Source organism: Allobosea sp. P5_A5 (assembly GCF_056400625.1).
This window is the reverse complement of record NZ_JBFUKY010000010.1, coordinates 88,358-101,154: the sequence shown is the minus strand read 5'-3', so window position 1 is coordinate 101,154 and position 12,797 is coordinate 88,358. Positions and strand designations below refer to the sequence as shown.

11 protein-coding genes are annotated in these 12,797 nt (G+C 66.5%); 5 read left to right on the top strand and 6 right to left on the bottom strand.

Features of this window, described 5'->3' with window-relative positions:
* Positions 1–35: 35 nt before the first annotated feature.
* The 3 genes from AC1DR6_RS18495 to AC1DR6_RS18485 are packed head-to-tail and all read right to left on the bottom strand — an operon-like array spanning position 36 to position 3,654.
* Positions 36–1,178 (bottom strand): CobW family GTP-binding protein, encoded by a 1,143-nt coding sequence (locus tag AC1DR6_RS18495; protein ID WP_476830727.1) that lies wholly within the window; start codon positions 1,176–1,178, stop codon positions 36–38.
* Between the two features lie 36 nt (positions 1,179–1,214).
* Positions 1,215–2,111, bottom strand: a complete 897-nt coding sequence (locus tag AC1DR6_RS18490) for a DMT family transporter (protein WP_476830726.1) — start codon at positions 2,109–2,111, stop codon at positions 1,215–1,217.
* Between the two features lie 22 nt (positions 2,112–2,133).
* Positions 2,134–3,654 carry a D-alanyl-D-alanine carboxypeptidase family protein gene (locus tag AC1DR6_RS18485; protein ID WP_476830725.1) on the bottom strand — a complete coding sequence of 507 codons (1,521 nt, stop codon included), beginning with the start codon at positions 3,652–3,654 and terminating at the stop codon, positions 2,134–2,136.
* 188 nt (positions 3,655–3,842) lie between these two features.
* On the opposite strand from AC1DR6_RS18485, the gene AC1DR6_RS18480 reads away from it, so the two are divergent.
* The 3 genes from AC1DR6_RS18480 (at position 3,843) to AC1DR6_RS18470 (ending at position 7,339) form a co-directional block, all read left to right on the top strand.
* Complete coding sequence (locus AC1DR6_RS18480; RefSeq protein ID WP_476830724.1) at positions 3,843–4,757, top strand: DMT family transporter; 915 nt, start codon at positions 3,843–3,845, stop codon at positions 4,755–4,757.
* A gap of 112 nt (positions 4,758–4,869) precedes the next feature.
* Positions 4,870–6,039 (top strand): acetyl-CoA acetyltransferase, encoded by a 1,170-nt coding sequence (locus tag AC1DR6_RS18475; RefSeq protein ID WP_476830723.1) that lies wholly within the window; start codon positions 4,870–4,872, stop codon positions 6,037–6,039.
* A 91-nt stretch (positions 6,040–6,130) separates the two neighbouring features.
* Positions 6,131–7,339, top strand: a complete 1,209-nt coding sequence (locus tag AC1DR6_RS18470) for an MFS transporter (RefSeq protein ID WP_476830722.1) — start codon at positions 6,131–6,133, stop codon at positions 7,337–7,339.
* A gap of 6 nt (positions 7,340–7,345) precedes the next feature.
* Here AC1DR6_RS18470 and AC1DR6_RS18465 read toward each other — a convergent pair whose 3' ends face one another.
* Positions 7,346–7,618, bottom strand: coding sequence for a BolA family protein (locus AC1DR6_RS18465; RefSeq protein WP_476830721.1), 273 nt, complete (start codon positions 7,616–7,618; stop codon positions 7,346–7,348).
* Between the two features lie 98 nt (positions 7,619–7,716).
* Here AC1DR6_RS18465 and AC1DR6_RS18460 point away from each other — a divergent pair, with 98 nt between their 5' ends.
* Complete coding sequence (locus tag AC1DR6_RS18460) at positions 7,717–8,331, top strand: J domain-containing protein (protein WP_476830720.1); 615 nt, start codon at positions 7,717–7,719, stop codon at positions 8,329–8,331.
* A 45-nt stretch (positions 8,332–8,376) separates the two neighbouring features.
* The gene (locus tag AC1DR6_RS18455; RefSeq protein ID WP_476830719.1) at positions 8,377–9,234 is read left to right on the top strand and encodes an urea carboxylase-associated family protein; all 858 of its coding nucleotides are present in this window, start codon (positions 8,377–8,379) and stop codon (positions 9,232–9,234) included.
* 215 nt (positions 9,235–9,449) lie between these two features.
* Here AC1DR6_RS18455 and AC1DR6_RS18450 read toward each other — a convergent pair whose 3' ends face one another.
* Together AC1DR6_RS18450 and AC1DR6_RS18445 are read right to left on the bottom strand one after the other, a co-directional pair.
* A complete protein-coding gene (locus AC1DR6_RS18450; RefSeq protein ID WP_476830718.1) occupies positions 9,450–11,435 on the bottom strand; it encodes a methylmalonyl-CoA mutase family protein in 1,986 nt (661 codons plus the stop codon).
* Between the two features lie 155 nt (positions 11,436–11,590).
* A complete protein-coding gene (locus tag AC1DR6_RS18445; RefSeq protein WP_476830717.1) occupies positions 11,591–12,505 on the bottom strand; it encodes a cell wall hydrolase in 915 nt (304 codons plus the stop codon).
* Positions 12,506–12,797 lie beyond the last annotated feature (292 nt).

Below are 12,797 nucleotides of genomic sequence, written 5' to 3'. Positions count from 1 at the left end.
TCAAGATCGAGGCCAAAAGGGGGCTGCGAGCGTGCCTAGGCCGGCTGTGCTTCGATGACCGGAGCGTGCTGGCCGAGAAAGGCCTTCCACAGCCCCTGAACGGTCTCTTCCTCGACATCCCTGACAATCAGCACGAGGCGGGAGCGTCTGTCCTCATCGGGCCAGCGCTCGAGTTCCAGCGGTGGGTGCAACACCTGCTGGACCGCGTGGACGAGCAGCGGGTGTTGCGGCTGTCCTGCGATGTCGACAAGCCCTTTCAGCCGCAGGAGGCGCGGGCCGTGGATCGAGCGCAGCATGGTCCAGAACAATTCGAAGGTCTGGCGGGCGACGGGTGTCTCGGCGGTGAGCGTGAAGGCGCGGATCGCGGCGTCGTGCCGGTTGACGTCGTGGTGACGGTGGCCTTGGCCGTTATGCGCGTGGCCGTGGTCATGATCATGGCCGTGGTCGTGATCGTGCGCGTGGTCATGCCCATGGGCCTGGTCGGGCTCCGGCAGCACATCCGCCGTCAGCCAACGCGAAAGCGCCTCCGGCCTTCGGGCGAGATCGTAGAGACCCGCGTCCATCAGCGTCGCAACAGGGGTGTCAGGAGACAGGAGCGGCGCACCGGGGTTCAGCGCCGAGAGCCTCGCCCGCAAGGTCGCGACGGTGTCCGCGTCGGCGATATCAGCCTTGGTCAGCACCAGCCGGTCGGCCGCGACGACCTGGCGGTGCGCCTCCTCATGCATGTCCAATGTCGCCATGCCGTTGACGGCGTCGACCAGCGTGACCACGCCGTCGAGCCTGAAGCGCATCACGAGATAGGGATGGTTGATCAGCACGTTGAGGATCGGCGCCGGGTCGGCGAGGCCCGTCGTCTCGATGACGAGCCGGGAAAACGGCTTGATCCGGCCATTGTCCAGCCGCCGCAGCAGATCTTCCAGCGTGACGATGAGATCATCGCGGATCGTGCAGCACAGGCAGCCGGAGTCCATCAGGATCATGTTGTCGGCGATGCTCTCGACCAGAAGGTGATCGAGGCCGATCTCGCCGAATTCGTTGACCAGCACGACGGTCCGGGTCAGCGCCGGGTCCTTCAACAGGCGGTTGAGCAGCGTCGTCTTGCCGGCTCCGAGGAAGCCGGTCAGCAAGGTGAGGGGGATCGGGATCGGCCGGGCGGGCGGCGCTGTCGTCTTTTGCATGGCTGCACTTGCAGAGGTTGGGATCGTCGCGACGGCTCAGGCCGGCAGACGGTGCTGCCGATATTGTTCTAATATTACATTAGTGGCCAATGCGGCCATGACAAGGCCGCAGCCGGCATATTGCAGCGCCCCGAGCCGCTCGCCGAGAAACAGCGCGGCGATCAGCACGGCGAAGACCGGTTCGGCGCAGAAGGCGAGGCCGGCGGGACCCGGCGCGATGCGAGCGAGCGCAAGGATCTGCAGCAGGAAGCCGATGAAATAACCGCCGAAGGTGATCGCAAGCGCAACCGGCGCCAACGCGAAGGCCGATGGCGGGAGGAAGCCGCCGACCAGCGCCAGTATCAGCAGCGTCACCGGCAGGATCACGACATGCGACCAGAACAGCTTCGGCACGGTCGCGATCCGGGCGCAACGGGCGGCGGCGAAGAACTGCACGGCCGCGCTCAGGCTCGCGAGGAGCGCCAGCGCCAGACCGCGCGGGTCGAGTCCATGAAGATCGGGACCGACGACGAGGGCGATGCCGACGAAGGCCAGCAGCGCGACGGCGAGGCGGTCGGCGCGGAAACGGGTCGGCGTCAGAAAAGGCTCGGCAAGCACGATGATGACCGGAAAAGTATAGAAGATCACAGCCGCGACCGAGACCGGCACGAAGGAAACCGAGGAGAGGTAGCTCGTGCCGACAAGCGCCGTGGTGATGCCGAAGAGCAGCAACGGGCCGCGCTCGCCGCGTGAAAGCTTGAGCGGGGCCCGCATGACAAGCGCCGCCAACGCGACCAGCGCAAGCATGATCAGGACACGGTAGAAGACGAGGAGCGGGCCGCTCAGACCGACATGGCCGGCGATCTGCGCGCTGACGATGTTGGTGCCGAAGGCCGCTGCCGAGGCGAAGGCGAACGCAAGCCCCCGACGTTCGCTGGCGCGGATGCCCGGCAAGGCGGCCTCTCGCAACGGAGCCTCAGGCGTCGTCGTCGCTGGGCGGCTTGATCTTCGCGCCAGGTTTCGCAGGCTTTTGGGCGGCTGTGGTCGATGCCTTCGGACGGCCGACAGGCTTCGCCTTCACGGCCTGCGTCTTGCCGACGGCTTTTGGCGCTGCGGCCTTGATGCCGGCTGCCGCAGCGGGGCGCAGGCTTGCGGCCGTCGCCTGGCCTGGCTGGACAGAGCCCTGAAGGCGCATCGGGCCGGATTCGAAGGCGTCGCTCGGAGGCTGGAGCGGTGCGCTCGCCGGCGCGAAAGCGTTGCTGCCGCGCGGGATCGCGCCATTGCCGGAGGCTGTGCGCGGCGTGGGCCCGCCCGTGAGGCCGGCTGTGACCGGAGCGCCGGGAACGATGACCGGGGCGCCGCGTGCGACGCGGGAGGCCGGCGTCGAGCCCGCGTTGGCGGCGAGCGGCGCATTGGCGGAGCCGGCCGTGCGGCCGAACGAAACCTGGATAGGGGCTGGCTCGGCGCGCGGCCCGAGCACGAGGCGCCCACGCGGGGAGCGGGTCACGATCGAGGTCGAGGTCGATTGTGCGCCGAAGGTCAGGAAGCGGCCGACATCGTTGCCGTTGCCGTTGGCATCGGTGCCACCGACTGGGCCCGCCACATCGGCATCGTCGGCCAGCGTGCCGCCGCCGCGGCTACGGACATCGTCGCAGACATTGGGCGCGCGCGTGCCGCTGGGCTGCATCGACGCGACATTCATGCCGGTGCCGCCCCATTTGGCGAAACCCTCGTCGAGCAGTTGCGCCGCCTTGATGGTGCGCTCCGTCGCCGAAGTCGAGCCGAGCACGACGGCGATCAGCGTGCGGCCGCCACGCGTGGCGGTCGCGACGACGTTGAAGCCCGATGCGCAGGTGAAGCCGGTCTTCATGCCGCCGATGCCGGGATAGCGCCCGACGAGGCCGTTGGTGTTGTGAATGATTTGCTTGCCGAGCTGGACGGCCGAGGTGCTCCAGTATTCGGAATAATCCGAGAAATCGCGCATCAGCGCCATGGCGAGCACGGCGAGATCATGCGCGCTGACCTGCTGGTCCGGGTTGTCCCAGCCATTGGGGTTCATGAAGCGCGTGTCGCGCATGCCCAGCTGCTGCGCCTGCGCATTCATCATGCCGACGAAGCTCTCGACATCCCCGCCGACGCCTTCGGCGACGACATAGGCGATGTCGTTGGCCGACTTCACCATCATGATGCGCAAGGCGTTATCGAGCGTGATCTCCTGGCCCGGCTTGATATAGACCTTGACGCGGGGCTGGCTTGCGGCGCGCTTCGAAGCGGGAATGGCGGTCTCCAGCCCGATGCGCCCGTCGCGGACGGCTTTCAGAGCCAGATAGATCGTCATCATCTTGGCGGTGGAGGCCGGGCGCCAGGCCTGCGTCGCGTTTTCACTCGACAGCACATCGCCGGAAGAGGCGTCGACCACGAGGCTCGCCCCTGCCAGAGCGGGGCCGGTCGCAGCGAGGCCGAGGGCGAAGATGGCGGCGAAGCGGAATGCGATCATCAGCGAGTTTCGAACCTGTCTTTGGCAGCGGCATCGGGCGATAGCGACCGCGCAGGGTTCAACGCGACGCATGCGGCATTTTCGAGACGAAGTGCTCGTTGGTCCGTGAACGCATACCTACTCCCAGCGCAGCGATTTGCCTAGCCGAAGGGGACAGTCCAAAAGCGGATGGACTTCTTTTCAGCGAGATGCCCGTGGTTTTCGGCCTGCTCTGGATACCGGCGACGATCGCGGCCTCGCTGCTGCAGACGGCGCGAAACCTTGCCCAGCGCTCGCTGACCGAGGTCATCGGCGTGATCGGCGCGACGCAGGTGCGCTTCCTGTTCGGCCTGCCCTTCGCGATCGTCTTCCTGTCGCTGGCCTGCCTCGCGCTCCAGACCTCGCCGCCGCCGATCGGATGGCCGAGCCTGGGCTATGCTGCCTGGGGCGCACTGACGCAGATCGCAGCGACCGCCCTGATGCTGGCGACGATGCGCGAGCGCTCCTTTGCCGTGGTTACGGCCTATACCAAGACCGAGCCGGTGCAGGTGGCGCTGTTCGGGGCGCTGCTGCTGGGCGATCAGCTGACGCCGCTAAAATTCCTCGCGATCGCTGTCGCGACGCTGGGCGTCATCATCGTGTCCTGGCGGCGGGGCGATACGCTGAGCCGCGCGGGACTGCGGCCCGCCGTGCTCGGGATCATATCCGGCACATTCTTCGCGATGTCCGCGATCGGTTATCGCGGCGCGATCCAGGCCTTGCCGGAGGGTGGGTTTTTGATCCGCTCCTCGACGATCCTCGTGCTGGGCCTGGCGCTCCAGACGGCGGTGCTGACGCTCTACATGCTGGTCGCCAACCGGCAGGCGCTGGTACTTAGCCTACGCAACTGGCGCCGCTCGCTGTCCGCCGGCTTTCTGGGCGCCGCGGCGTCGCAGTTCTGGTTCATCGGGTTTTCGCTGACCAGCGCTGCCAATGTCCGCACGCTGGCGCTGATCGAGGTGCCGCTGGCGCAGATTCTGTCGCGAAAGCTCTTCTCGGAAGGAACGAGCCGGCGCGAGCTTCTCGGCATGGCGATGATCGTCGCCGGCGTCGGGCTCCTGATGTGGCTTTCCGCACTGGGATGAAGCACCTCGTGGCCAGCCGATCCGCGCACGGCCACCATGCGCGGAAACCTGTTGCGGCACGAAGGCGTGCGACCAAGATAACGTGTAGCTGCACATCTAGGGAGAATTCGTCATGAGCGCTGCGATCGTCGGCTGGGCCCATACGCCGTTCGGCAAGCAGGACGCCGAGACCATCGAGAGCCTTATCGTGCGCGTCGCCACCGACGCGCTGGTCGATGCCGGCATCACGGCGGGCGACGTCGATGAGATCGTGCTCGGCCACTACAATGCCGGCTTCTCGCCGCAAGACTTCACCGCCTCGCTCGTGCTGCAGGCCGACCCGGCGCTGCGCTTCAAGCCGACGACGCGGGTCGAGAAYGCCTGCGCCACCGGCTCGGCTGCCGTGCATCAGGGCGTCAAGGCGATCAAGGCGGGCGACGCCAAGATCGTGCTCGTCGTCGGCGTCGAGCAGATGACGAAGACGCCGTCGGCCGAGATCGGCAAGGCGTTGCTCAAGGCCTCCTATCTGCCGGAGGACGGTGACACGCAGGGCGGGTTCGCCGGTGTGTTCGGCCAGATCGCGGGCGCCTACTTCCAGCGCCATGGCGACCAATCCGACGCGCTGGCGATGATCGCGGCAAAGAACCACAAGAACGGCGTCGACAATCCCTACGCGCAGATGCGCAAGGATCTCGGCTTCGCCTTCTGCCGCGAGGAAAGCGAGAAGAACCCTTATGTCGCCGGGCCTCTGAAGCGAACCGACTGCTCGCTGGTCTCGGACGGTGCTGCCGCGCTCGTGCTCGCCGACGAGGAGACCGCGCTGCAGATGCGCCGCGCCGTCGGCTTCCGCGGCATGGCCCATGTGCAGGATTTCCTGCCGATGTCGAAGCGCGACATCCTGAAGTTCGAGGGCGCGGCCGTTGCCTGGCAACAGGCGCTGGCACGAGCCGGCGTGACGCTGGACGATTTGTCCTTCGTCGAGACGCATGACTGCTTCACCATCGCCGAGCTGATCGAATACGAGGCGATGGGCCTAACCAAGGAAGGCGAGGGCGCCCGCGCCATCAAGGAAGGCTGGACGCTCAAGGACGGCAAGCTGCCGGTCAACGTCTCCGGGGGCCTGAAGGCCAAGGGCCATCCGATCGGCGCGACAGGCGTTTCGATGCACGCGCTCTCGGCGATGCAGCTCGTCGGCGAGGCTCCCGAGGGGATGCAGCTTGCCGGGCCGAAGCTCGGCGGCATCTTCAACATGGGCGGAGCGGCGGTGGCGAACTACGTTTCCGTGCTCGAGCGGATCAAGTGAGCCGCTGCTCGCGGTCAGGCGGAGCGCATGAAAGGGGCGTGCGGGTGCCTAGCGCAGGGCGGCTTGGCTCCGCTGGGGTCCACGGCCGGACGTGACAAGCTTCCTCGTCCTGCTGCTGGCCTATATGCTGAGCCAGTTCTTCCGGGCCTTCCTCGCGGTCATCTCCGCCGACCTGACGCGTGACCTCGGCCTTGATCAGGGACAGCTCGGCAGCCTGCAGGCCGCTTGGCTGATCGCCTTCGCGCTGTCGCAATTCCCGGTTGGCTACGCGCTCGACCGGATCGGACCGCGACGGACTTTGGCGGGCTTCCTGCTGTTCGCGATCGCGGGCACGGTCCTCTTCGGGCTGTCGCAGGGCTATATCACCGCCCTGACGGCGCTGGCGCTGATCGGCGTCGGTTGCGCCCCCATTCTGATGGCGGGCTTCTATCTCGCCGCGCGGCTCTATTCGGCGCATCATTTCGCGACGATGTCATCGCTGCTGATCGGGTTCGGCTCGATCGGAGATCCGCTGAGCGGGGCGCCTCTGGCTTATTTCCTCGCCGCCTATGGCTGGCGCCCCACCGTCTTCGGCCTTGCCGCGATCGTGGCACTGACGGCGCTGCTGGTCGTCCTGCTCCTGAAGGACCCGCCGCCGCTGCCTGGGCCGGCGCAAGCCCATACGTCGCTCTGGGGCGGGATCCGCCAGATCGCCACCAAGCGGGCGCTCTGGACGATCTTTCCGATCACCTTCGTCAGCTATGGCGTGACGATCTCGATGCGCGGCCTGTGGATCGCTCCCTATCTGCAAAAGGTCCATGGCTTCGATCTCGCCGCGACGAGCTATGCCGCGATGGCGATGGGCGGCATCATCGGCGTGGGAGCCCTGCTGATGCTGCCGCTCTATCGGCGGATCGGCGCCAAGGCCACGGTCGGCGGGTGCGCGCTTGCCGTGGTCTGTGCCTTTTTCGCGCTGGCGGGGTGGGGGCGAGGTTCGGCAGCGCTCGCGGTCGCACTGTTTCTCGTCATCGGCCTGTTCGGTGTCACCTATGCCGTCGTGATGGCGCATGCGCGCGCTTTCATGTCGCCCCTCGAGATCGGGCGAGGCGTCACCTTCATGAACTTCGTCTTCATGGGCGGGGCCGGCGTGATGCAGTGGACATCGGGGCGGCTGGTCCATGCGCTCGGAACGCAAGGTTACGATCCGCCGACGAGCTTCGGCTGGCTGTTCGTGTTCCTGGGCCTGGCGCTCGCTGCGACGCTTGCCGTCTATCTGGCCTCTTCGGCGGAACCGCGAGATGCCTTACCGGCCTCGGTCTGACCGTCGTCAGGCCTCGCCTGGCGCCTTTGCCGCGATGGCCAAAGCGTGGACACGCTCGGCCAGCTCGGCGGCCAAGGTGGCGTTGACGAGACGGTGGCGTTCCAGACGGCTCTTGCCAGCGAAGGCTTGAGAGACGATATCGACGCGGAAGTGAGTCTCCCCGCCCTCGCGCCAGCCACCATGGCCGTGATGCTGGTGTGATTCGTCGATCACCGTCAGCCGCTGTGGCGTGAAAGCCGCTTCGAGCTTGCGGGTCATCCGTTCTGCCATCGTGGTCATGATCGCGCCACCGTTGCGATGATCTTTCCTCAGGTCCGACAGGCGCGCTTCGTGACGCACTTGCCGGCCCGCCGTCCGAGTCTCATAACCAATCAACGATGAACATCAACTCGCGCTTCTTCGATCGCATCAGGATCGGCGCTTCCGAGCCGGAAGCCGTCATCGAAAACGATGTGCACTGCGACCATCCCGGCTGCCGCCGCGCCGGAGAATTCCGCGCGCCCAAGGGGCGGGGCCGCGAGGGCCAGTTCTTCCGCTTCTGCATGGAGCACGTGAAGGCCTACAACGCGACCTACAACTACTTCAACGGCATGGATGACGACGCGCTCGCCGCCTACCAGAAGCAGGAGGAGATCGGCCATCGGCCGACCTGGAAGCTCGGGGTCAATTCTCAGGCCGGGCGCACCTCGAAGCGCGGACGCGGGAAGAGCGGCGAGGCTGCCGCCGACATGCACGACGCCTTCAACCTGTTCGGCGCGCAACGGGCGCAGCAGGCTGCGAAGCCGGAGCCGCGGGTCGGCGTCGTCGCCATGAAGGCGCTGACCACGCTGGGGCTCGACGACACCGCCGATTCTCCCGCGATCAAGGCCCGCTACAAGGAGCTGGTGAAGCGGTTCCACCCGGACGCCAATGGCGGCGACCGCTCGCGCGAAGGCACGCTTCAGGAGATCCTGAAGGCCTATCAGCAGCTCAAGAGCGTCGGTATGGTCTGATCGTCCGGACTCAATCTCTCGTCCGGCACAGCAGCTGGAGGCGAGATGGGAACCGAGACGATTCAGGCACCGCCGGATGCCGATCAACGTCGTGCCAAGCCTGCGGTCATCGTCTATCCCAACGGCAGCCTGCCCGGCGCCGACATGGCGATGCTGGCGCGAGCCCGCGAGGGGCTGAGCAAGATCGACGAGATCATCGTGCCGCCACGCGAGGGCGGCAGCTTTCGGGTGCCTAAAGGGCATTTCTTCCGCGTGGTCAGCATCGAGGGGCCGCAGGTCGGCGACCTCAATCTCTGGAACGCCGCCGACCTCTCCGAGCGCTTCTTCAGCGGCAAGACGCGGGCGCTGCACGCGACGCATCTGACGGCCGGCGACCGGCTCTGGAGCAGCCTGCCGGCGCTCAGGCCGATGGCGACCATCACTCACGACACGCTCGGCTGGTATGGTTGGGATGCCGATGGCGGCGGCGTTCATGACGTCATCGGCACGCGCTGCGACCCGTATACGCATCGGCTGCTCAATGGCGGCGACTACCATCATTGCTGCCATTCGAACCTGTCGCGCGCCTTGGGCACTGCGACCGGCCAGCCGGCACGCGAGGTCGAGCACCATGTTCACGACGTGCTGAACGTCTTCATGTGCACAGGTTTCACCCGCGACACGCACCAGTACTTCATGAAGGCGAGCCCGGTGCGGCCCGGCGATTATCTCGAGCTGTTCGCCGAGATCGACCTTCTCGGCGCGCTCTCGGCTTGCCCCGGCGGCGATTGCGGCGCGACGCATTCGAGCGATGCGGCGATGTGCCATCCTCTCAAGGTCGAGATATTCGCGACGCGGCCGGACCTGCTGGCGAGATGGGAGCCGCCGGCGCGGAACGGGTACGGGCGAGGGCATGGCGAATAGGGTTCGCCCGCAGTTCGATAGGGCTTGGACAGTGCTGGAACCCTCTCCCGGAGGGAGAGGGCAGGGTTAGGCCCCGTTGGACGTTTTGGTTGAACCCTGCCGCTGCTGCGGGAATGGCGTAGGAAGCTGGTCCATTGGCCGACACCTCACCCCTGCCCCTCTCCTTACAGGAGAGGGGTTCTGTTGCGGTTGTCGAACCCAGTTAGCTGTAATTCCTATTTCTTCCCCGCCAGCCCCGCGACATCGGCGATGATGCCGTCCAGCGCGAAGTCCTTGGGCGTATAGACCCGCGCCACACCCATGTTGCGCAGCGCGTTCTCGTCGTCGGGCGGGATGATGCCGCCGACGACCACGGGCACATTCATGCCGGCGACGCGCAGCCTCGCCGTCACGTCCCGCACCAGCGGCAGATGCGAGCCCGACAGGATCGACAGGCCGATGATGTCGGCTTGCGTTTCCCTGGCCTGACTGACGATTTCGTCGGGCGTCTGGCGGATGCCGCCATAGCTCACGCTCATCCCCGCATCGCGGGCGCGCACCGCGATCTGTTCGGCGCCGTTCGAGTGGCCGTCGAGGCCGGGTTTGCCGACGAGGAAGCGGGGCGGGCGGCCGAGCCGCTGCGTCGCCATCTCGACGGCGGCCTTCGCTGTGGCGAGCCCGGTCGCGTCTCCCAGCTTCGTCGTGTCGACCCCGGTCGGGGCGCGGTATTCGCCGAAAATCTCGCGCAGCACCTGCGCCCATTCCCCGGTTGTGACACCGGCCTTCGCGCAGGCGATCGAGGCCGGCATGATGTTGCGGCCCTCGCGGGCGCTGGTTTCAAGCTCCCCGAGTGCCGTCTCCACTGCGACGGCATCGCGTTGGGCCCGCCAGGCCTTGAGCCGCGCGATCGCCTCGATCTCGACCGAATCCGGCACGGTCACGACGGCGCTGTCGCCGGCCGAAAGCGGCGAGGGCTCGCTGGTGGTGAATTTATTGACGCCGACGACGATCTGCTCGCCGCGCTCGATCGCCTCGATTCGCCGGGCGCCGTTCTCGACCAGGGCCTGCTTCATGTAGCCGCTCTCGACGGCGGCAAGCGCCCCGCCCATCGCGTCGATCCTCGCCAGTTCCGCCAGCGCGGCTGCCGTCAGTTCCGCGACCTTGGCGTCGATCACGGTCGAGCCGTCGAAGATATCAGCATATTCGAGCAGGTCGGTCTCATAGGCGAGCACCTGCTGCATTCTCAGCGACCATTGCTGGTCGAACGGCCGGGGCAGGCCCAGCGCCTCATTCCAGGCCGGAAGCTGCACGGCACGGGCGCGCGCTTTTTTGGAGAGCGTAACAGCCAGCATTTCGATCAGGATGCGGTAGACGTTGTTCTCGGCTTGCTGCTCGGTCAGCCCCAGCGAGTTCACCTGGACGCCATAGCGGAAGCGGCGGTGCTGCTCCTCGCTCACGCCGTAGCGGTCGCGCGTGATCTCGTCCCAGAGATCGACGAAGGCGCGCATCTTGCTGAGTTCGGTGACGAAGCGCATCCCGGCATTCACGAAAAAGGAGATGCGCCCGACGATCCCCGGGAAGTCGGCGGCGCTGACCTCCGGCCGGGCGCGGATCGAGTCCAGCAGCGCGATCGCAGTCGCCAGCGCGAAGGAGAGCTCCTGCACCGGCGAGGCTCCGGCCTCCTGCAGATGGTAGGAGCAGACATTGGTCGGGTTCCACTTCGGTAATTCCGAAGCCGTGAAGACGACGATGTCGGTGGTGAGCTGCATCGACGGTCGCGGCGGGAAGACATAGGTGCCGCGCGAGAGATATTCCTTGACGAGATCGTTCTGCGTCGTGCCTTGCAGCAGCTTGCGGTCGGCGCCCTGCTCGTCGGCGACGGCGATGTAGAGCGCGAGCAGCCAGGCCGCCGTCGCGTTGATCGTCATCGACGTGTTCATCTGCGCCAGCGGAATCTGGTCGAACAGCGCTCGCATATCGCCGAGATGGCTGATCGGCACCCCGACCTTGCCGACCTCGCCGCGCGCCAGAACATGATCAGGGTCGTAGCCGGTCTGCGTCGGCAGATCGAAGGCGACGGACAACCCTGTCTGCCCCTTGGCAAGGTTACCGCGATAGAGCTTGTTGGATTCGGTCGCGTCGGAATGGCCCGCATAGGTGCGGAAGATCCAGGGCCGTTCGCGCTCCGTCGCCGGCTCGCCGCTCCGCTCCGTCGCGCTCATCACGTTTCCCCGTCCGCAGTGCCATCGAAATGTTGCACTGCGGCAAGGATAAGGGAAGCGCGACGTAGCTGTCGCCCTCGACGTTAGGCGGAGGTCTCAGGTTTCTGCGAGTAGGGGAACGCAGGCGCGGGCGGTGTTCTCCGCGCCTTAGCCGCTCAATCCAGCGGGATGGTGCCACGCAGATCGCGCGGCGGCGGCAGCAGCGCCGCGATACGCAGATCCGTCTTCGGCGGGGCGAGGAAGGCGCGGGCGGTCTTCTTCGGCAGGTCGAGATCGAGCGGCCTGTCGGGCGGAAGCGGAGCGCTCCTGACGAGCTTGATCGCCGGCGCGTCAAGCACGGGCGAGGCGGTCTCATAGGCGACCGGCGTCGGCGCAAAGGCAAGCGGGGCGGAAGCGAAGGAGGTCGTGCCGAGAGACGCGGTCGTGGCGACCGGCTCCGAGGTGGACAGCGACGCGACCTGGTAGTTCGGCATCTCGTAGCGGCGGCGCTCGGAACGCTCGCCCTTGATGTAGAAGGCGTTGCCTCCCGCCACCGTGACATAATGCATGTTGGCGTAGCCGAAGCGCAGCCCGGCGGTGTGGAAATGCTTGGCCTCTCCGACCTGCGCATTGCGCTTGCCGTTGAGGATATCGTCGGCGAGGGCCTCGATCCTGGTCAGCCCTCTTTCCGTCATCGGGCGCGTCATGACGCCTGAGGCGAACTGGCGCGGGGCGCCGACGACACCGCAGATGGTCTCCGGATAGCGCTGCGATTCGACCCGGTTCATCACCACGGTGCCGACGCCGAGAAGACCGGCATCGCTTGAACGGTTGGCCTCGAAATACATCGCGCGGACGAGGCACTCTTTTTCGCGCGGATCAGCCTTGGCGAGCGCGACGGCGCGCTTGCGGGCAGCACCCGGCTCCTTGACCCCGGGGGGCACGGCCGTGGAGGCCGTCTCGACGGTCGCCATGCTGCACGCGCCCAGAGCCGGCGCCAGCAGCACCATCAGAAGCGGGATCGAACGACTGCCCTTGCGGACACCTCCAACGAAGCGGAGACGGGGAGCAGCGATCGCGGTCCGCTTCATGCGGCAACCTCCAAGTTGTAGGGATCTGCAGGCGGCCCAAAGAGGCAACGCAAGCGATCTCCGGCAAGGAACCGCGAATTCCTTAACAGAAAGTTAATCGGGGGAGAAAGGGGGCATGAGCACGAACATGGCGCGCGCGACGTCCGCAGCGCATCCCAGCTTCGGCTAACATTCTGATCGAACGAGATAATGGCTGGATTGTTCCGAGCCCAATTTTCTTTTTGCGGAGCGCGAAAACATTTCTTGCCCGTCATCTCGGGAGAGCGCCGGATAGCTCGATAGCAGGCGGCTC